The 19,145-nt window shown below is 67.6% G+C and carries 16 protein-coding genes; 14 read left to right on the top strand and 2 right to left on the bottom strand.

Annotated features, from left to right (window positions below; all coding sequences use genetic code 11):
- Positions 1-99: 99 nt before the first annotated feature.
- Entirely contained in the window at positions 100-1,359 is a 1,260-nt protein-coding gene (locus EP7_RS11730; protein ID WP_463528036.1) for a hypothetical protein, read from the bottom strand.
- A 253-nt stretch (positions 1,360-1,612) separates the two neighbouring features.
- Between EP7_RS11730 and metG the strand changes: the two genes are divergently transcribed.
- From metG to EP7_RS11695, 7 genes are all read left to right on the top strand, one after another.
- Positions 1,613-3,193, top strand: a complete 1,581-nt coding sequence (gene metG, locus EP7_RS11725; protein WP_463528035.1) for a methionine--tRNA ligase — start codon at positions 1,613-1,615, stop codon at positions 3,191-3,193.
- A 253-nt stretch (positions 3,194-3,446) separates the two neighbouring features.
- On the top strand, positions 3,447-3,626 hold the full coding sequence (locus tag EP7_RS11720; protein WP_463528034.1) for a hypothetical protein: 180 nt from the start codon (positions 3,447-3,449) through the stop codon (positions 3,624-3,626).
- 456 nt (positions 3,627-4,082) lie between these two features.
- The gene (locus tag EP7_RS11715; protein WP_463528033.1) at positions 4,083-6,230 is read left to right on the top strand and encodes a glycogen debranching protein; all 2,148 of its coding nucleotides are present in this window, start codon (positions 4,083-4,085) and stop codon (positions 6,228-6,230) included.
- A 117-nt stretch (positions 6,231-6,347) separates the two neighbouring features.
- The gene (locus EP7_RS11710; protein ID WP_463528032.1) at positions 6,348-6,620 is read left to right on the top strand and encodes a WXG100 family type VII secretion target; all 273 of its coding nucleotides are present in this window, start codon (positions 6,348-6,350) and stop codon (positions 6,618-6,620) included.
- Between the two features lie 49 nt (positions 6,621-6,669).
- The gene (locus EP7_RS11705) at positions 6,670-7,209 is read left to right on the top strand and encodes a hypothetical protein (protein WP_463528031.1); all 540 of its coding nucleotides are present in this window, start codon (positions 6,670-6,672) and stop codon (positions 7,207-7,209) included.
- Positions 7,206-7,433 (top strand): hypothetical protein, encoded by a 228-nt coding sequence (locus EP7_RS11700; protein ID WP_463528030.1) that lies wholly within the window; start codon positions 7,206-7,208, stop codon positions 7,431-7,433. The genes EP7_RS11705 and EP7_RS11700 overlap by 4 nt, the downstream gene beginning before the upstream one ends.
- Positions 7,434-7,632: 199 nt before the next feature.
- Positions 7,633-11,610, top strand: coding sequence for an FtsK/SpoIIIE domain-containing protein (locus EP7_RS11695; RefSeq protein ID WP_463528029.1), 3,978 nt, complete (start codon positions 7,633-7,635; stop codon positions 11,608-11,610).
- Positions 11,611-11,643: 33 nt separating this feature from the next.
- Here the strand turns inward: EP7_RS11695 and EP7_RS11690 are convergent, their stop codons facing one another.
- Positions 11,644-12,015, bottom strand: a complete 372-nt coding sequence (locus EP7_RS11690) for an Hpt domain-containing protein (RefSeq protein ID WP_463528028.1) — start codon at positions 12,013-12,015, stop codon at positions 11,644-11,646.
- Between the two features lie 196 nt (positions 12,016-12,211).
- On the opposite strand from EP7_RS11690, the gene EP7_RS11685 reads away from it, so the two are divergent.
- The 7 genes from EP7_RS11685 to EP7_RS11655 all read left to right on the top strand — a co-directional run bounded on the left by EP7_RS11685 (position 12,212) and on the right by EP7_RS11655 (position 19,136).
- On the top strand, positions 12,212-13,306 hold the full coding sequence (locus tag EP7_RS11685; RefSeq protein WP_463528027.1) for a sialidase family protein: 1,095 nt from the start codon (positions 12,212-12,214) through the stop codon (positions 13,304-13,306).
- Between the two features lie 149 nt (positions 13,307-13,455).
- Positions 13,456-15,318, top strand: coding sequence for a type II and III secretion system protein family protein (locus EP7_RS11680; RefSeq protein ID WP_463528026.1), 1,863 nt, complete (start codon positions 13,456-13,458; stop codon positions 15,316-15,318).
- Positions 15,319-15,356: 38 nt separating this feature from the next.
- Entirely contained in the window at positions 15,357-16,112 is a 756-nt protein-coding gene (locus EP7_RS11675) for a hypothetical protein (protein ID WP_463528025.1), read from the top strand.
- Between the two features lie 22 nt (positions 16,113-16,134).
- On the top strand, positions 16,135-16,938 hold the full coding sequence (locus EP7_RS11670; protein ID WP_463528024.1) for a tetratricopeptide repeat protein: 804 nt from the start codon (positions 16,135-16,137) through the stop codon (positions 16,936-16,938).
- 99 nt (positions 16,939-17,037) lie between these two features.
- A complete protein-coding gene (locus tag EP7_RS11665) occupies positions 17,038-17,442 on the top strand; it encodes a TadE/TadG family type IV pilus assembly protein (protein ID WP_463528023.1) in 405 nt (134 codons plus the stop codon).
- 21 nt (positions 17,443-17,463) lie between these two features.
- A complete protein-coding gene (locus EP7_RS11660; protein WP_463528022.1) occupies positions 17,464-17,883 on the top strand; it encodes a TadE/TadG family type IV pilus assembly protein in 420 nt (139 codons plus the stop codon).
- A gap of 14 nt (positions 17,884-17,897) precedes the next feature.
- The gene (locus EP7_RS11655; RefSeq protein WP_463528021.1) at positions 17,898-19,136 is read left to right on the top strand and encodes a pilus assembly protein TadG-related protein; all 1,239 of its coding nucleotides are present in this window, start codon (positions 17,898-17,900) and stop codon (positions 19,134-19,136) included.
- The last annotated feature ends 9 nt before the right edge of the window (positions 19,137-19,145 follow it).

The raw sequence follows: 19,145 nt of genomic DNA, 5'->3' as shown, positions 1-19,145 counted from the left end.
GACGACGTTATTGTACCGCCGTCCAGGTAAGCCGGAAGGGTGCTCGCCTGAATGCGGGGGGCGGCAAAAGGATGTCGGCAGGATCCGTCTTCGGCGAAATCAATTGTCCACGGGGTTCGCCCGCGGGGTCGGGTCTTCGGGCTGAACTGGGGGCGGTGTGGCGGGGATGTTGGGATGGGCGGTGAATTGACCGTAGAACGCGGACCAATCCTCGAAGGGGAAGAGGCCCAGGTCTCGGTAGAGGGCCAGGCGTTCGGCGCGGAACGCGGTCCAAAGGAGGACGAGCCGGTCTCGATTCTCCGCGATCTGCTGCGTGATTCCGGCCATTTTCAACGTCGTCTGGCCATCCTCTCCGCCCGGCGGCGCGATCAACTGTTCTTGGGCGGCGTCCAACTGCCTGGCTAATCGCACCGATATGCGACGTTTTCCCTCGTAGTCGGCCCGGATCTCGGCCAGGTGGCGGAGTTGCCGGCGAATCCGCAGTTCGAGCGCATCGGAATCTTCGCCCTCGCGCCGATTCTTCAATGCGATCCGGGTCGCTAACGACAGCATTTTCTCCAGCCGATCGGGCTCCCTCTCGATCACGCCAAGGATCGATTGGCCTTCGATCGAGATTTCGCCGATCGAAGGGAGCCGTTCCGCGAACCGGTCCAGATCGTTGATGTTGCGGCGAGGGTCCTGGAACCATCGGTCGGTGGCCGCAAAGACCTCGCGGAACCCCGCGAGGGGCGACGTGTCGACGATCAAGGGGGCGTGCGCCGACAGGCCGAGCGAGACCTTCAAGGCATCCAGGCCGTCTCGGTAACGGTTGATCTCCCGGTCGAGGTCCCGTCGGGCTTCGATGAGCGTGGTGTCGAATCGGTCGAGATCGCTTTGCCTCAATCCCGACGCATCGACCCGGGCGAGTTCGGTGATCACTCTCTCCAGATGATTGAAAAAGTCGACCTTCCGACGGGTGTTGTCAATCACCAGGATGCGGGCCTGAAGGTTCATCAGGTCGGCGGACGGGTCGGAGAACGCCTTGGTCGAGAGGAAGTCGGCCTTGAAGCGTGCGAAGTCGTCGGTTCCGAGGGCCTTGGCCAGTTCATTCATCCGGTCCAGGTCGAGCGACTCGAACCGCGGCGGTTTCGCGTCGCGTGTCCGGATCAATGCCAGTGTCATGGCCCGTGGCCAGGTCATGACCCTGGGGTTGCTCCCCTCCGCGAGGCCGGCGATCCGTGCCTCATCGATCGGGCCGATTGGGTCGAACTGCAAGATCCCGGCGCCAGGGGGTGCCGCGGGAGGGACCTGGGCGGGGCCGGATTTCGGGAGGAGGAGGACCAGGGCGACGGCAAGTGGCCGAGCCGGCAGGAGTCGCATCGGTGAATCTCCGAGGCGCCGAAGTCATGAATGCAACGCATGATGTTGGCCGTCGAGTTCGCCCGAGTCAACGTGCAAGCCTGCCGACCCCGGCCCGCCTGGCTTGCGTCCGGGGGCGATTGGCTTCTCGCCGCCGGGGCGGATTTCGTAGGATAGGTGAACGGCGGCGATGGGCTGTGTGTCTGGTGGGTTGAGAGCCAGCGATGGGCGCAGGACTCTGCGCGGAATGGCCTTTCGGGGCCGGGGAACAGTGATGCGCGACGAGACGACGTTCTATCTGACCACGGCGATTGATTATCCGAACAGCAGGCCGCACATCGGCACCGCGTTCGAGAAGATCGGGGCGGACGTGCAGGCCCGGTTTCGCCGGATGGAGGGGATGAACGTCCACTTCTTGATGGGAAATGACGAGAACACCATCAAGGTGCTCCAGCGCGCCGCGGAGCTGGGGGTTGAGCCCAAGCCTTATGTCGACGACATGGCCGGGCAGTTCAAGGAAGTCTGGAGGGCGCTGGAGGTCTCGTTCGACGACTTCATCCAGACGTCCGAGGAGCGACATCACGTCGGCTGCCGGAAGTTCATCCAGGCGGTCTATGACGCCGGGGACATCTACAGCAAGTCGTACACGGGGCTCTATTGCGACGGCTGCGAGTCGTTCAAGACCGAGAAGGAAATCAGCGAGAATGGCGGGAAGTGCCCCGACCATCCCCACCTCACGTTGCGCAAGGTCGAGGAGGAGAATTACTTCTTCCGGCTCTCGGCGTTCGGCGAGCGGTTGCAGGCGCACTATGCCGCCAACCCCGACTTCATCCAGCCCGAGGGGAAGCGCAACGAGGTGCTCAGTCTGGTTCATGGGGGCTTGCAGGACGTCTCGATCACCCGGAAAGGGTTCAGCTGGGGGATCCGGGTTCCGTTCGACCCGGAGCAGACGATTTATGTCTGGTTCGACGCGCTCCTGAACTACATCACGGCGATCGGGTACGGCACGGACCAGGAGCGGTTCGAGCGGATCTGGCCGGCGGACGTGCACGTGATCGGCAAGGACATCACGCGGTTTCACTGCGCACTCTGGCCGGCGATGCTGATGTCGGCGGGGCTGCCGCTGCCTCGGAAGGTGTTCGCCCACGGGTTCGTCTACAACAAGGGGGCGAAGATCAGCAAGTCGGCCGGCACGGCGATCGACCCGATGCAGGTCTACAAGGCCCACGGGGCCGACGCGTTCCGGTACTACTTCCTGCGTGAATGCCCGTTCGGCGGCGACGGCAACTTCAGCGACGAGCGGTTCGCCGAGCTTTACAACTCCGACCTGGCCAACAACCTGGGGAACCTGTACAGCCGGACGCTCTCGATGTGCATGAGGTACTTCAACGGGACACTGGACGGGGCCGATGCGGTGGACACGACCGACTGGCAGGCGGGGCTCAACCTGCCGGCGCTGGTGGGCGAGCTGCGTGAGCTAGTCGAGGGGTTCCAGTACAGCACGGCGCTGCAGAAGACCTGGCTCGAGGTGCTGGACGCGGCGAACCGGTACGTGCAGACGACCGAGCCGTTCAAGCTGATCAAGACCGACCCCGAGGCGTGTAAGGTCGTGCTGTTGAACCTGGCCGAGGCGCTTCGGGTGATCGCGATCCTGCTCAAGCCGTTCCTGCCCGGGACGGCCTCGACCTTCTACAAGGCGTTCGACTTCGAAGGGGCGGCCCCCTGGGAGGGCGTGGGCTATGCCGATGCGCTGGTGCGGCCGGCGATCGGCTCGCTGCGTGTGACGGCCGAGCTGGTGGGGGGTAAACCGGCCCCGCTATTCCCCAAGATCGAGGTGAAGCCGGCCGAAGGATGAGTCGTCCGTGGGTGAATCGAGATCGGCCAGGGAGGGACGTTCGGCGAGTCTTTTGATGTCGGCATGCGGATTGCTTTGTCGATCGATTGTAGGGTTTTGCACGGCAAGTTCAGGTGTCGCCAAACGCGGCGAAAAATTGCCGGAAAAAGGCCCGCTCCCCGGCAGGTCGGCGACTTAGGTTGCTGATATGAGGCCGCCGGATCCGACTCGACGCGATTCGCCTCGTCTCATCAAAGGGGAAGGGACTCAACCGATGATTACCGATCCGGAACTTGCGGTGCGGATGTCGAGCTCGTTGTATCGGAAGCTGAAAACCCAGGCCCGTCGGATCAACGTGTCGGTCGAGCTGCTGGTGGCGTCGCTGCTTGTCGACGCCGTCGAGCCCGAGAGTCACGAGCCGAGGGATTGCAACGTAGGGATGGCGGGAGCCTGACCTGGCCCCCTCCCGACGAGACAAAGTGACGGGGCGATGAATCCCCACACACCCATGAGCCACGCCCAGCAGCCCCGTCACGCCCAACCCGCCCGGCTCTCCCCAGTTCCAGGGGAGAGTCGGGTTTTTGCGTTGCTGGGCAGGCGGTCGCCGGTCGGGGAATATCGTGGCGCGGGCTCGCGAAAACGGGAATCGTCGCGACGTGGGTGCGTGAATCAATTTGCCTGCGTTAGTCGATTCGGCAGACGAGGGGCTTGCGGACGAATCGAGTCAAGCGTTGGTCAGTCGGTCTTGGTGTGGTTTTGTCCCGGTGGTGCGGGTGGCCGAAGGGACCGATGATGGACGCATGCCGCCGCCCCTCCTCGGGCGGGCCGGGTAACCTGGGGAAGTTGATCGTCGAGGCCGGATTCACCGGCCGCGTCGGCCGCGAGTTTGGTTTTAATTGTCGAGGTCTTCATGTCGGCACAAATCGCCCCGCCCGCCGCTCAAGGAGGTTCTGCGCCGCCGACCGAGGTGGAGAACGGGCATGTGGTCGTCCAGCACTTGTTCCATGATCAACCCTTGCGGGTCAGCCGGGGGCGGCCGCTGCCGCTGGGGGCGACGAACACGCAGGAGGGGGTGAACTTCGCCCTGGTCTGCCGCGAGGGGACGAGCGTGACGCTGGTGGTCTCGGAGCCTTGCAGCCCGGAGATCGCCGCCGAGATTCTCCTGGATCCGGAGCTGAACCGGACGGGCGAGCACTGGCATGTGCGGGTCAAAGGGCTGCCCGACGAGTTCTGCTACGGCTACCGGGTGGACGGCCCGAAGGGCCTCGGGCACCGGTTCAACCCCGCGAACGTGCTGATCGACCCGGCGTCGAGGGCCCTGTCGTGCGGGCGACCCTGGGGCAAGAACGTCCACTCGTCGCGTCGGAGCCTACTGAACCGGCACATGGGCGACGAGGAGTCGGCGATCGGGCCTCGGGTTGCGCGCGAGGACACGATCCTGTATGAGATGCACGTGCGCGGGTACACCATCGACCCGTCGTCGGCCGTCCGGAATCCGGGGACGTTCGCGGGGCTGACGGAGAAGCTCGGCTACCTGAAGGAACTGGGGATCACGGCGGTCGAGCTGCTGCCGATCGACGAGTTCGACGAGGACGCGTGCCCGTTCTTCAACCCGATGACGGGCAGGCGGCTGCGCGACTACTGGGGCTACAACCCGATCGCTTACGCGGCGCCCAAGGCGGCCTATTCGAGCCAGCCCGAGGGGGTGGGCGCCTGGGATGAGTTCCGGTGGATGGTGCGCGCGTTCCACGATCAGGGGATCGAGGTGGTGCTCGACGTGGTCTTCAACCACACCGGCGAGGGGGGCGAGCACGGGCCGACGTACAGCTTCAGGGGCCTGGATAACCTGCTGTATTACATGATGGACGACCACGGTCGTTACATGAATTTCAGCGGCTGCGGCAACACCGTCAACAGCAATCACCCGGTGGTCCGCGGCCTCATCCTGTCGTGCCTGCGCAGCCTGGTGGTGGAGGCGGGTGTCGACGGGTTCCGGTTCGATCTGGCGAGCGTGCTGGGGCGCGACAACAAGGGGAATGTGCTGCTCGAGCCGCCAGTGATCGAGATGATCTCCGAGGACTCGCTGCTGGCCGACACGCAGATGATCGCCGAGCCCTGGGACGCCGCCGGCCTGTACCAGGTGGGGAGCTTCCCCGGCGGGTCTCGCTGGGGGGTCTGGAACGGGCGGTATCGCGACGACGTCCGCCGATTCTGGACCGGCGAGCCGGGCCAGACCTCGGCACTGGCCACCCGGCTCTGCGGCTCCGACGACCTGCACCACGGCGGCGGCCCGCTGCACTCGATCAACTTCGTGACTTGCCACGATGGGTTCACGCTGAACGACTTGGTCTCCTACAACGCCAAGCACAACGAGGCCAACGGCGAGGGGAACCGCGACGGGGCGGACGCCAACATGAGCTGGAATTGCGGCGTCGAGGGGCCGACGAACGCCCCCGAGGTCCTGGCGATCCGCCGCAGGCAGGTGCGCAACCTGATGGCCACGCTGATGGTCTCGCAGGGCGTGCCGATGCTGCTGGGGGGCGACGAGCTGCTGCGCACCCAGGAGGGGAACAACAACGCCTGGTGCCAGGACAACGCGATCAGCTGGCTGGACTGGGGCCTGGTCGAGGAGAACGCCGACTTCCTGCGCTTCACCCGCGAGATGATCGCCCTGCGCAAGCGGCACCCGGTGCTGAGGCGTAAGACGTTCATGAGCGGGCAGTCGCCGCCGGAGGTGACCTGGCACGGGACTGAGCCCTGCCGGCCCAATTTCGGCCCGGAGAGCCGAGGCCTGGCGATGATCCTCGACGGCCGGCGCTGCGACCGCCCCGGGGTGGTCGACCGCGACATCTACGTCGTGTTCAACTCGGACTCGGAGCCGGTGACGTACAAGGTGCCGGCCTCGCCGTCGGGCCGGGCCTGGCGTCGTGCGGTGGACACGTCGCTGCCGTCGCCCGACGACGCGGTCGGGCTGGACCAGGGCCCGCGCATCGAGGTGCTGCACCCCTACCGGGTCGAGGCGAGGTCGATGCTCATCCTGGTTTCCGAGGAGCACTGAGGCCGCCGGGCGCGCGCCCGGCGGGGTCGTCGGGCGCTTTACTCAACGTAGGCAGGCGGTTAGGCTGGAATTCCGGGCCGATTCGCAGCACGACCCGATCCGAAGGGGGCGACGGACATGTCTCAAGCAGTCGTCGATCCGGCCGAGATGCGCCGGTTCGCCCAGAGCCTGAAGCGATTCGGCGACGAGGTGGGGACCCAGATGGGGACCCTCCGCGGCCAGTTCCAGGGCCTGAGCCAGACCTGGCGCGACAAGGAGCATGAGAAGTTCGCCGAGGAGTTCGACGCGACCATCCAGGCCATCGCGCGATTCCTCGAGGTTTCCAACCAGCATATCCCGTTCCTGATGCGCAAGGCCGACCGCATCGACGAGTACTTGCAGCAGCGTTGATGCGAACGGGCGTGGGCCGGTGCCAACGGACGGGGGGGGACGGACCGCCATGAGCCAGTCGGCGAATGTGCAGTCGATCGAGTCGATCAGGCTGGCGCGCGAGGCGCTGGCGCTCTTCGCCGAGGAGGCTCGCCAGGCGATCGGCGCCACGCAGATGGAGATCACCCGGGCGACGGACTGGCTGGTCAATCGCCAGAGGATGTACTGGCAGGAGCAGATCAAGCGTCGCGCCGGCGAGCTCTCGATGGCGCGGACCGAGCTGCACCGCAAAAAGCTGATGAAGATGTCGATGGACTCGGTCAACGACACCGAGCAGCAGGAGATCGTGCGGATGGCGACCCGTCGGCTGCGCGAGGCCGAGGAGAAGCTGGAGCTGGTCAAGCGCTGGGTGGCGACTTTCCAGCAGGCCGTGGCCGAATACCAGTCCCACGGCCGGGGCCTGGACGACACGGTCAACGGCCGCGTGCAGAACGGCGTGGCGATGCTCGACCGGATGATGACGGCCATCGATGCCTACGCGGCGATCGCTCCGCCGATGATGCCCACGGCGCCCCCGATGGCGCCGGAACCGGGGGGGACCACGCCATGAGCAGCGCCGGCGCGAGCAGGTTGCGGTATGCGATGAAGACCCTGAATGCTCAATGGGAGACGGCCAAGGAAGGCTGGTCCGACCAGGTCAGGCGTGACTTCGAGCAGCGGCAGATCGCGCCGCTCGAGATTCAGACTGAGACGACCATTCGGGCGATGGACCAGCTGGGCGAGATCCTGGCCAGGATGAAGCGCGAGTGCGGCGACGCGGCCTCGTTGGACTGAGCTGCGGCGATTCGGGTTCCGCGTGCTCGATTCGCCGCTTCGTCCACGTCGCGTTGTTTACAATGACGGGAACAGGACAGGGGCCACTCGGCCGTGTCGCCGCCGTCATTCCTGAGTATCGAACGCACCATGCGAGAGCCCGGTCACGTGACGGGCCCCGGGTCCCCGCCCCTGCCCCACCTGAAAGGACGACCGAGCCATGGCGAGCAGCACCTTGGGACGCACGCCGTCGGCCGCCGGATCGGACGCATCCGCGACGCCCCGGGACGGCCGCGACCTGGTCGACCGCCAGCGCGAGGCCTTGGAGCTGCTTGGGAGACTCTCGAAGGAACGGGCGGCGGCCGAGGTTCGGGTCGAGCGGAGGTTCGAGGACGAGAAGCTGTCGGCGACGCAGGAATATGAGGGGGTGCGCGACGGGCTCCGGCGGCGTTACGAGAAGCAAATCGAGGTGCTCGAACGCGAGACCGGGGACAGGCGGGCCTCGCTCATCCGCAAGTCCGAGGCAGCGCAGGCGGCAGCGCAGGCGGCGTATGAGCAGGCGACGCGACGTGCCAGGTCGATCTTCAGCCGCGACCGGGACGAGGCGGTCAAGACCCGCGACGATGCACGATGGCAGGCCGGCGCCGTGGCCGAGGCGAGCCGCGATGGGATCCGGAAGCGGCTCGACCAGGCGGGAAAGGACCAGGCCGACGAGAAGGAAGCCTATGGGCCGATCGAGCAGGATGCCCTGGAGACGCTCTCTCGCACCGGGCGTTTCTCGGGTCTCCCGGGCACGGCCGTTGACGCCCCCGCCGCGGCACCCGAGGGGGAGACGGCCTCGGAGTTGTTCGCCCGTGTGAGGGGCCTGGTGGCCGAGGCGACCGCCGACCTGGAGCGGTTGGAAGGGCTCCTCCTGCCGAAGCTGCTGGCCTGGAAGACGTATCCGTGGGCGGTCGCGGCGCTGATCGCCGCCCTTGCGGGGGCCGGGTGGTTCGCGGCCGAAACGATCGGCGCGGCGGCGGGCGCGGCGGTCGGGTTGGCCCTGGGGGTGGGCCTGCGACCCTGGCTGGTCGGGCTGGCCAGGCGGAAGGTCTCCGGTCCGCATGCGAAGCTCTCGTCGACGATCGGGCTACTGGCCGGGCTGTTCCCGGCCGTCAAGCTGCGCCATGAAGACGAGGCGAAGCGGGACCTGGCCGCGGCGAAGAGCCGCCACGAGGCCGAGCAGCGGGCGGGCGACGAGGCTCACGACGCGAAGCTGGCGCAGGTCACGTTCAGGCGAGATTCGGAGCTGAAGGCGGCCGATGCGATGCTCAAGCCGCTGATCGCCGACGCCGAGTCTCAACGCCTGGATGGCCTGGGAAGGATCGAGATCGACGCCGCCAGGCTCCGCGACGAGGCTGATCTGGGCTACGAGAAGGATGGCCGGCGCCTGGACCGCGAGCACGAGCGGCGGATCGTGGCGAACCGAGCTCGCCACGAGGCGGAGTGGGCCGAGATGGCCGACCGATGGCGCGACGGCCTGGGCCGGGTCGACGCCGAGATCGCCGCGATCGACTCCGTGGCGGGCCGGCTCTTCTTCGACTGGGCCCGCCGCCCCGCGGACGAGTGGAGGCCCAACACGCTGGTGCCCGCGACGATGCGGTTCGGGTCGCTCGCGGTGGACCCGGCGGAGGTTCCCGACGCGATCTCGCACGACGAGGCCCTGCGTGTCATGGGCCCCTCGGCGTTCTCGACCCCGGCCCTCATCCCGTTCCCCGAGGAAGGCTCCCTGCTGCTTAGGGCCTACGGCGAGGGGCGCAACCGGGCGGTCGATGCGATCCAGGCGGCGATGCTCAGGCGGCTAACCTCGCTGCCGGCGAGCAAGGTGAAGTTCACCATCATCGACCCGGTGGGCCTGGGCCGCAACTTCGCCGCGTTCATGCACCTAGTCGACTTCGACGAGTCGATGGTCACCAGCAGGATCTGGACCGAGGAGCGCCACATCGAGCAGCGGCTGGTCGACCTGACCGAGCACATGGAGAACGTGATCCAGAAGTACTTGCGCAACGAGTACACGTCGATCCGCGACTACAACGAACACGCCGGCGAGGTGGCCGAGCCGTTCCGCGTGCTGGTGGTGGCCAACTTCCCCGCGGGGTTCAGCGACCAGGCGGCGCGGCGGCTGCTGAGCGTCGCCGCGGGGGGGGCACGCTGCGGGGTGACGACCCTGATCTCGGTGGACGAGCGGCTGCCGCTGCCGCAGGGCTTCGCGCTGAAGGACCTGGAGGCGTACGCCACCGTGCTGGCCTGGCGCGAGGGGAAATTCACCTGGAGGGGGAGCCCCTTCGGCGGCCTGTATCCGCTGACGCTCGACGCCCCGCCGCCGGCCGAGGTGTTCACGGCGATGGTTCAGTCGGCCGGCGCCCGCGCCAAGGAGGCGGGGCGCGTCGAGGTCCCCTTCCACGTGATCGCGCCCGACCCGGCCGATTACTGGATGTCCGACAGCGCCAAGGGGATCGACGTGCCGTTGGGCCGCGCAGGGGCCACCAGGCTCCAGCACCTGACCCTGGGCCGGGGCACGGCGCAGCACGTCCTGATCGCCGGGCGTACGGGTTCGGGCAAGAGCACACTGCTTCATGCGTTGATCACGAACCTGGCGCTGCGTTATTCGCCCGACCAGGTCGAGATGTTCCTGATCGACTTCAAGAAGGGGGTCGAGTTCAAGACCTACGCGGTGCACGGCCTGCCGCATGCCCGGGTGGTCGCCATCGAGAGCGAGCGCGAGTTCGGCCTGAGCGTCCTCCAGCGGCTGGACGAGGAGCTGAAGCAGCGCGGGGACCAATTCCGCGACGCCGGCGCGCAGGATCTGGCCGCCTACCGCAAGGCGGTGCCCGACCGGCCGATGCCCCGTCTTCTCCTGATCGTCGACGAGTTCCAGGAGTTCTTCGTCGAGGACGATAAGCTCGGCCAGGAGGCGGCCTTGCTGCTCGACCGACTGGTGCGCCAGGGCCGTGCCTTCGGCATTCACGTCCACCTGGGCTCGCAGACCCTGAGCGGTGCCTATTCGCTGGCCCGCAGCACCCTGGGCCAGATGGCCGTGCGCATCGCCTTGCAGTGCAGCGAGGCGGACGCCCATCTGATCCTGAGCGAGGACAACTCGGCCGCCCGGCTGCTGTCCCGCCCCGGCGAGGCGATCTACAACGATGCCAACGGGATGATCGAGGGGAACCACATCTTCCAGGTGGTCTGGCTCTCCGACGAGCGCCGGGACGTCTACCTGGACGAGGTCAAGCGGCTCGACCGCGAGCGGCCCTCGGCCGTCCCGCGCCGGCCGCCGCTGGTCTTCGAGGGGAACATCCCGGCCCGGATCGAGCAGAATCCGCTGCTGGCCCGCTGGCTGGAGCCGACCCCCGGGCGCTGGCCCGAACCTCCCAAGGTGCCGCATGCCTGGCTGGGCGACGCGATCGCGATCAAGGACCCGACGGCCGCGACGTTCCGCCGCCAGGGGGGTGCCAACCTCCTCCTGATCGGCCAGCAGGACGAGATGGCCACGGCCGTGATGGCGTCGTGCTTGCTGAGCCTCGCCGCGCAGCTTCCGCCCAGCCAGGTGAGGTTCATCCTGATCGACGGCACGCCCGTCGATGCGTCGACCGCGGGCGTGCTGGCGTCGATGACCGAGGGGCTGCCCCATCGGGTTGACATGGTCGGCACGCGCGACGTCGGCACGGCCTTCAATGCGTTGGGCGAAGAGTTGGAGCGGCGTCAGGGAGACGCATCGGCCGAGGCCCAGGCGGTCTTCGTCCTGATCCACGACCTCCAGCGGTTCCGCGACTTGCGGCGGGCCGAGGACAGCTACGGCGGGTTTGGCAGCTACGGCGCCGAGAAGGTGGTCAGCCCCGCCGAGCGGCTGGCCACGCTCCTGCGCGAGGGGCCGCCGCTGGGGATTCACGTCCTGGCCTGGGCCGACTCGCTGAACAACGCTAACCGGTCGTTCGACCGCCCCGCGATGCGCGAGTTCTCCTCGAGGGTGCTCTTCCAGATGAGCCCCGCGGATTCGAGCAATCTCGTCGACGGGCCGGCCGCCAGCCGCCTGGGGACGAACCGGGCCTACCTGCACGAAGAGGAGCAGGGCCGTCTGGAGAAGTTCCGTCCCTTCGGGCTCCCCACCGCCGAGTTCCTGGCCGACTATCGAAGGGCGCTGGCCGAACGCGCCGAATGACGGATTGACCCCGAACGGGCGCCGGTCGGGGGGTCAGCTCGCCTCACGATTGCCCTCGGTCACCAGCACCTTGAGGTCTCGCTCAAGGTCCAGGAGGTTGGCCTCCAGGGCCCTGAACTCGCTCGGCGCGTCGGCGAGATTGCCCGACTTACCCATCAGCTCCAGCCGTAAGGCCGACTCGACGACGGGTCCGGCGGAGAAGTTACTCGCGGACCCTTTGAGGCTGTGGGCCGACCGGTGGACCTGGGCGGTGTCGCCGCGAGCGAGGGCGGCGCCCAGCTCCTCGACGAGTTGAGGAGCATCTTCCAGGAAGATCTGGACGAGCTCGGAGATGAGCTCGATGTCGCTATCCAGCCGTTCCATGAGATCCGCCCGGTCGAACGAGGGGCGGGTTTGATCGGCCATGGTCAAGTCTCCGCTGGAGTGAGCGATCCCATTGAATTGCCCCGTCCACGCCTGTGTGCTGCTATGGTCCGGTGCCGGGGCCGCCCTTGCAACCCGGCGCCGCACTTCTCGCCACCATGGCGACGAATCCGGCCGGGCATTCGCCCCCCGCCCGGTGGATCGATGACCGACAACATCTCAGCTCCGAGGTGCTCCGATGATTGCAACGACGCTGGTGTGTGCCCTGTTGACCCTCGCGGCCTCGCCCGAGCCGGTTCCCGCCGCGGCAGCGCAACGGGCTGGGGCGGCGGGCCCGAAGATCGAACGCGTCTTCGGCCCCGAAGTCCCGACCGGGCCTTACAAGCATCCGGCCTGCCTGACCGAGCTGTCCAACGGTGACTTGTATCTAGTTTACTATGGCGGAGCTGGCGAGTATGCCACGGACACGAACGTTTTCGGATCCCGGCTGGTCAAGGGCCAGACGAAATGGTCGGAGCCGGTGGTCGTCGCGCACGACCCATTCCGATCCGTGGGCAACGGTGTGATCTGGCAGGCGCCCGATGGCCTGGTCTGGCTGTTTTACGTCGTCCGGTACGGCGAGACGTGGTCGACCTCGCGTATCCAGGTGAAAGTCTCGGCCGACGGTGCGAAGACCTGGTCCGACTCCTCGGTGCTCTCGCTCGACGAGGGGATGATGGTGCGTAACCGCCCGATCGTGCTCGACGACGGCGACTACCTGCTTCCGGTCTACCGAGAGACGGGGGCCGACCCCGAGTCGGTGGGCCCCGAGAGTGTCTCGCTGTTTTTCCGCTACAGCCCCAAGACTCGGGCCTGGACCCTCTCGGGACCGATCCGGTCGAAGAAGGGGAACATCCAGCCCGCCGTGGTGCAGCTCTCCGCCGACCACCTGGTCGCTTATTGCCGCCGGGGCGGCGATTACGGCCCCAAGACGATCGGCTACATCGTCAGGTCCGAGTCGCTCGATGGCGGCAGGACGTGGGCGGAGGGGACCGACTCGGTGTTCCCGAACCCGAACGCGGCGGTTGACTTCCTCAAGTTGAAGTCAGGCCGGCTGCTCCTCGTGTTTAACGACAGCATGACCAAACGAACACCGCTGGCCGCGGCCGTCTCGTCCGACGGCGATAAGACCTATCCGGTTCGACGGAATCTCGTGGAAGGGCCGGGAGACTTCGGCTACCCGATCGTGCTCCAGGCCAGCGACGGCCTGATCCATCTCGTCTACACCTCGGAGAAGCGGACTGTGGTCAACCATGCCACGTTCAGCGAGGCCTGGCTCCTCGAAGGGCGTTGACGCCCGGATGAATCCGAAGCCCTTAATGTCCGCGCAATCGGATTTGCCCCGCCCTTCGGCTCCAGATCTGGCGAGACTCGGCCGATAGGATTGTAGGGGTTGTCTCGATTTATGGACGCGGGGGCGAGTTCATGCCGGAATGCCGCGACTTGCCGACTGGCATCGGGCTCGTCCATTTCGCACGCGTTCTCGCGGCGATCTGGGCCCTGTGCCTCGGCGTGGGGCCGGCTGCCGGACAGGTTGCGGGCGACGGGCTCATCATGCCGTCCCCGACCCCGCCTCCCCTCCCCTCGCCCCTGATCGAGCCGACTCCGATCTCGCGTCCTTCGTCTTCTCCTTCGCCGATCGAGGGCGTCGAGCTTTCCCCCAGGTCGGGGTCGGCCATCGAGGTGAAGCTGGGCCAGGGTCGGTTTCTCACGTTCAAGGATGACCTGGCCCAGGAAGACAAGCCGGCGCCGTTCCTGGCCGTTGGCGACCCGAGCGTGGTCGACTTCTTCCAGGTCGGGCCGAGGCAGCTGCGGCTGATCGGCAAGTCGTTGGGCTCGACCGACCTGACGGTCACCGACAGCACGGGTCGTTCCTACGACTTCGAGGTCAGGGTTGTCGCTGACCTCGACCCGCTGCGGGCCATGCTCCGCCAGAGCTTCCCCGACGCGAGCCTGAACTTGCTTCAACTACGCGAGAAGATTGTCGTCGAGGGGCAGGCCCGCGACGCGACGCAGGTGGGCCGGATCATCGCGACGATCGAGACCTTCTTCAAGTCGGTCCGCCAGGTGCAAATCCCCGGTCAGGTGGCCAACAAGGACGAGAAAGTTCTGGCGCCGAATCCGGAGGGAGTGGCCGTCCCTCCTCTGCCGGTGGAGCCTATCCCGTCCGGCCTGTCGGGGGGCGCGTTGCTCAATACGCCGGCCGCGCAAGGTGGGGGAGCTTCGGGCCAGGCCGGCCTGGCAGCCACTTATACGGTCGGGCAGATCGTCACGAACCAGCCCCAGGTTATCAACCTGATCCGCGTCCCCTCCTCTCAGCAGGTCCTGCTGAAGGTGCGCGTGGCCGAGCTGAACCGGACCGGGTTCCGCCAGATCGGTGCCGACTTGCTGGGGATCATCCCGCAATTCAGCACGCTGCTGGGCACCCAGATCGCCGGCAACGCGTTGACCCCCGGGCAGATTGGCGCCAGCACGTTCCAGCAGGCAACGACCGCCGGGCGGCCCCTCGCCAACCTGGCCCTGGGCTCGCAGGCGACCGCCTTCGGCACGTTCTCCCACGGCCAGTTCAACGTGATCCTGACGGCCCTGCGGAGGAACAGCCTGGTCAAGATTTTGGCCGAGCCGAACCTGGTGGCCCTCAATGGCCATCAGGCGAACTTCCTGGCCGGCGGCGAGTTCCCCGTCCCTTCGTTCTCGGGGGTCGGGGCGGGGGCGCCGGGCGGCGGCGGGGCCTCGACGACCCAGTTCAAGGAGTTCGGCGTTCGGCTCGCGTTCCTGCCCATCATCGTCGACGGCGACACCGTCCGGCTGACGGTCGACCCCGAGGTCAGCACGGTCGACACCACGCTGGCCACCACGCTGGTGCCCGGTGGCAGCCCGGTGCCGGGCCTGAATGTTCGCAAGTCGCACACGACCGTCGAGTTGCGGCAGGGCGACACGCTAGCGATCGCCGGCCTGATGCAGCTCGACCTGGCCGGCAACACCCAGAAGATCCCCCTGTTGGGCGACCTTCCCTACATCGGCACCTTCTTCAGCAACACGAGCAGCAATCGCGTGGAGAAGGAGCTGATCGTGCTGGTGACCCCCTACATCATCGAGCCGATGCCCCCCGGGCAGGTCCCGCCCGTTCCCGGTGATGAGGTGTCGGAACCCAACGACCTGGAGTTCTTCTTCCTCAATCGGATCGAGGGACGCACCGGCATCGACGGCCGGTCGAGCACCTCGTACGACGACCCTCTGCACCTGGTGCGAAGCTCGCTCGTCGAGAAGCGGCACCTGATCGGCCCCTCGGGCTTTTCCAAGTGACGACCCCCAACGCCGCCGGCGCGGCCAGAGGATTGGCGATGTCCAAGACGAACCGCCGGCGCCAGGCCGCCGGCCTGATGCTGGGCCTGGGCCTCTCGGCCACGACCGCACGGGCGCAAGGCCTTCCCGATCCCCTGCCCGAGTTATCCCCCGAGCCCGTGGCCGTCGCCGCCCCGCTGATGCCCCGGCCGTCGGTCATCGAGGTGCCGCCGACGGGCGTCTTGCCCAGCTGGAGGCCCGATCCCCTCGATCCTGTGGCCACCGAGCGACACAGCCCGAAGTTCGTGGCCCACAAGCGGCGCTGGTGGCACTGGAGACGCTATCAGGGGAAGCTCGGCGGCTACCCCGAGAATTACGAGCCCCGCCCGCTGGGCTCGGCCCTGCACGACCACGGCCGGGCCATGGTCGCCAATGGCGCGGCGGCCCGCCTGACCCTGTTCCGGTACGACTTCGTCGACGATACCGTCGAGCTAAACGCCCGGGGCCGCGACCAGGTCTTCAAGCTCGCGGCGCAGTTGGCCGCCAGCCCCTTCCCGCTGATCATCGAGCGCACGCCCGAGAACCCCGGGCTGGCCGAGGCCCGGCGTGCGTCGGTGCTGGCGGCCCTGGCATCGAGCCCCTACCCGGCCCCCATTGAACGGGTGCTCGTGGGCCAGCCGATGTCGAGGGGCATCTCGGGGATCGACGCCCAGATCATCGGGGCCAATGCGCTGGATCGGACGAAGGACTTCGGGCCTCCGATCCCCATCGACAGCAACGGCGTGAACAGCCCTTCGGGCGTCACCTCCCGATGACGCCCCGCTCAGGAGCCCGCCGATGAATTCGCGCCGCCTGGCCCATCCGACCGCCGTTGTCTCCCTGGTCCTCCTGCTCGTCGGCTGCTCTCACAACGGCCGGAAGGCCCCCGCGCATGCCTCTTCCGGCCTGCTGGACACCGGCCGGGCGTCGAAGGTGACGCACCGGCAGGCCGCCGACATGCAGGTGGCCATGGGCCGGTCGCTCGAGGAGTCGGGCAATCCGACCGAGGCCGAGGCGGCCTACCGCAAGGCCATCGAGAGCGATCCCAAACGGGCCGACGCCCACGCGCGGCTGGCGGTGCTGGTAGGCATGGCCGGCAAGTTCGACGAGTCGTCGAAGCAGTTCGCACGGGCGGTGAAGCTCGACCCCAAGAACCCCAATCTGCTGTGCGACCAGGGCTACGGCTACTACCTCCAGCGCCGCTGGGCCGAGTCCGAGTCCTGCTTCCGCAAGGCGATCAAGCTGGAGCCGGCCCACTCGCGGAGCCACAACAACCTGGGCCTGGTGCTGGCCCGGCAGGGCGACGCCGACGCGGCCCTGGCCGAGTTCCGTCGCGCCGGCTGCGACACCGCCGATGCGCAGGCCAACCTCGGCCTGATCCTGGCGATGGAAGGCCACATGCCCGAGGCCGAGAAAGCCTACGCCGCGGCCCTTGCGGCCAAGCCCAAATCCTCTGAAGCCCGGGTTGGCCTGGACGCCATCCTGGCCGCACGCACCGGGGCCCGTCCCGACCCGGTCAGGACCCTCGCCGCCGCGCCGGGCCATCTCGACGCCGAGGTCCGCCCCGCCTCGGTCGAGCTGCCCGAACTCCCCGGGCAATAGTCGGCCGGCATTTCCCAGCCCGCCAGCCGTGACCTAGCCTTGAGTCGGGTGCCGATGCGCTGTCGCGCCCGGAGAAGGGGCGATACGGCGGGACATGGCATGACTCACGACGCGATGCGGGGGCGGGTGAGGCGTCGGGGCGCGGCGGCCATTGAGCTGGCGTTGGTCCTGCCGGTCCTCTGCCTGCTCTGCCTGATCACCGCCGACTATTCGCGGGTCTTCTACGCGCTGACGACCCTCAGCGATTGCGCCCGCGCCGGGGCGGTCTATTACGCCATGACGCCGTCGGCCGCGGTGTCGAGCGTGCAGCATGCGGCCCTGGCCGGCGCCACCGACCTGATTCCCCAGCCGACGGTCGACGTGGCCAGCGGGACGAACGTGGCGGGCAATGCTTATGTGCAAGTCACCGTCACCTACCACTTCTCTTCCTTGTCGAGCTTCCCGGGGATTCCGACCTCGACCACGCTGAGCCGCAAGGTCGTGATGATGCCCAACCCGCCGTGACGACCCGATGCAGAGGGCAAGATGAAAACGAAGGACGGACGACGGAGGCGCCGCGGGGCCGTGATGGCCGAGGCGGCGATCGTCTATTCGGTGACGATCACGCTCGTCATGGGCACGATCGTGGTCGGCCTGGGCATCTTCCGCTACCAGCAAATCGCCTGGCTGGCTCGCGAAGGGGCACGCTGGGCATCGGTGCGAGGGACGAGCAAGTACCAGACGGAGCAGTCGAAGGCGGAGCCGACGGCGGCCGACGTGGTGGCCGGCGCCGTCACGCCCCGGATGGCGGCGTTGGATCCGATCAAGCTCACGGCTACCCTCACCTGGGATAAGGCGTCGACGCCGCCGACGCTGACCTTCAAGCTGAGCTATCAATGGACCCCCGAGCTGGTCCTCGCGCCGCTGACCTTCAGTAGCTCGGCGACCCAGCCGATTACCTACTAGAAGGCCCCGATCCGATGATGAAGCACCCACCCCGGCGCCGCGGGGCCGTGGCCGTCTTCGTGGCGCTCTGCCTGCTGCCGATCGTGCTGACCATGGCCCTGGTCATCGACGGCGGGATGCTGATGAGCCAGCGCCGCCAGGCCCAGGCGGTGGCCGACGCGACCGCGCATGCGGCCGCCTGCGCCCTGGCCAAGAACTACGCGACCGACGCGGGCCTTGATCCGCGCGGACTGGCGCGGGCCGCCGCCCTGTCGATCGCCGCCGACAACGGCTATGCCAACGACGGCACGACCACCTCGGTCGTCCTCACGTTCGGATACGGGGGCCAGGCCGGCCGCGTCCAGGCACTCGTGACCTACTATCAGCCGCGCTACTTCAGCTCCGTCATAAGCAGCGGCACCATACCGGTCTCCGCCCGGGCCTTGGGCCGCGTCGACAACACCGCCCCGCCATCGATCCTGCTGACCGATCCCTCGGCCGCCGGGGCGTTGACCCTGACCGGCGGGGCCAAGCTCACCGCCAACGGCTCCATCCAGGTCAACTCCAGCAGCCCGGGCGCCGTCAATGCATCGAACGGCGCGTATGCCACTAACAACGGGGGCCTGAGCGTCGTCGGTGGCGTGGGCATCCCCAACTGGGCCACCCCGACCACGTTCTTTTCCAAGGCGCCGACGACCGGCCAGGCGGCGGCCGCCGATCCCTACGCGTCATTGGCCACGCCCACCACCGCGGGCCTCGACCCGCGAAGCGCCCCCAATCCCCCCTACGGCACCGCCACCATGAATCCGGGCGTCTACACCGGCGGCCTGACGCTGGGCGGGGGCATGACGATCACCATGAATCCGGGCGTCTATTACATGAAGAACGGCGGATTCAACGTGGCCAATGGCGTCACGCTCAACGGCACCGGCGTGACGATCTACATCGATTCGGGCGGCGGAGCGATCAGCCTCCAGGGGGGGACGACCGTCAATCTCACCGCGCCCACGACGGGTGCCACCAAGGGGATCGTCTACTTCCAGGACCGCGGCAACACGTCGAACCTGAACAACATCGCCAACGGCTCCAACGTGAAGATGTCCGGCACGCTTTACGCCCCCAACGCCGCGCTGACGATCGCCGGCGGGGCGACGGGCTCGCAGTACGGCTCGCAGTTCATCGTCAAGTCGCTGTACCTCTCCAATAATGCGAACATCGCGATCAACACGTCCGCGTCCAGCTCGAGCACCTCCGCCCCGTACCTGATGGAGTGAGCCCCGCCC

It is taken from the genome of Isosphaeraceae bacterium EP7 (assembly GCA_038400315.1).
Lineage (GTDB): Bacteria > Planctomycetota > Planctomycetia > Isosphaerales > Isosphaeraceae > EP7.
This window is presented reverse-complemented; position numbering and strand designations above follow the sequence as displayed.

What these genes read in the sequence shown, in the direction of transcription:
- EP7_RS11670 (WP_463528024.1), top strand. Translation starts at nt 16,135, where the DNA reads ATGAATTCGCGCCGCCTGGCCCATCCGACCGCCGTTGTCTCCCTGGTC.
- EP7_RS11665 (WP_463528023.1), top strand. Translation starts at nt 17,038, where the DNA reads ATGACTCACGACGCGATGCGGGGGCGGGTGAGGCGTCGGGGCGCGGCG.
- EP7_RS11720 (WP_463528034.1), top strand. Translation starts at nt 3,447, where the DNA reads ATGATTACCGATCCGGAACTTGCGGTGCGGATGTCGAGCTCGTTGTAT.
- EP7_RS11710 (WP_463528032.1), top strand. Translation starts at nt 6,348, where the DNA reads ATGTCTCAAGCAGTCGTCGATCCGGCCGAGATGCGCCGGTTCGCCCAG.
- EP7_RS11660 (WP_463528022.1), top strand. Translation starts at nt 17,464, where the DNA reads ATGAAAACGAAGGACGGACGACGGAGGCGCCGCGGGGCCGTGATGGCC.
- EP7_RS11685 (WP_463528027.1), top strand. Translation starts at nt 12,212, where the DNA reads ATGATTGCAACGACGCTGGTGTGTGCCCTGTTGACCCTCGCGGCCTCG.
- EP7_RS11715 (WP_463528033.1), top strand. Translation starts at nt 4,083, where the DNA reads ATGTCGGCACAAATCGCCCCGCCCGCCGCTCAAGGAGGTTCTGCGCCG.
- EP7_RS11700 (WP_463528030.1), top strand. Translation starts at nt 7,206, where the DNA reads ATGAGCAGCGCCGGCGCGAGCAGGTTGCGGTATGCGATGAAGACCCTG.
- EP7_RS11690 (WP_463528028.1), bottom strand. Translation starts at nt 12,015, where the DNA reads ATGGCCGATCAAACCCGCCCCTCGTTCGACCGGGCGGATCTCATGGAA.
- EP7_RS11705 (WP_463528031.1), top strand. Translation starts at nt 6,670, where the DNA reads ATGAGCCAGTCGGCGAATGTGCAGTCGATCGAGTCGATCAGGCTGGCG.
- EP7_RS11675 (WP_463528025.1), top strand. Translation starts at nt 15,357, where the DNA reads ATGTCCAAGACGAACCGCCGGCGCCAGGCCGCCGGCCTGATGCTGGGC.
- EP7_RS11730 (WP_463528036.1), bottom strand. Translation starts at nt 1,359, where the DNA reads ATGCGACTCCTGCCGGCTCGGCCACTTGCCGTCGCCCTGGTCCTCCTC.
- EP7_RS11695 (WP_463528029.1), top strand. Translation starts at nt 7,633, where the DNA reads ATGGCGAGCAGCACCTTGGGACGCACGCCGTCGGCCGCCGGATCGGAC.
- metG (WP_463528035.1), top strand. Translation starts at nt 1,613, where the DNA reads ATGCGCGACGAGACGACGTTCTATCTGACCACGGCGATTGATTATCCG.
- EP7_RS11655 (WP_463528021.1), top strand. Translation starts at nt 17,898, where the DNA reads ATGATGAAGCACCCACCCCGGCGCCGCGGGGCCGTGGCCGTCTTCGTG.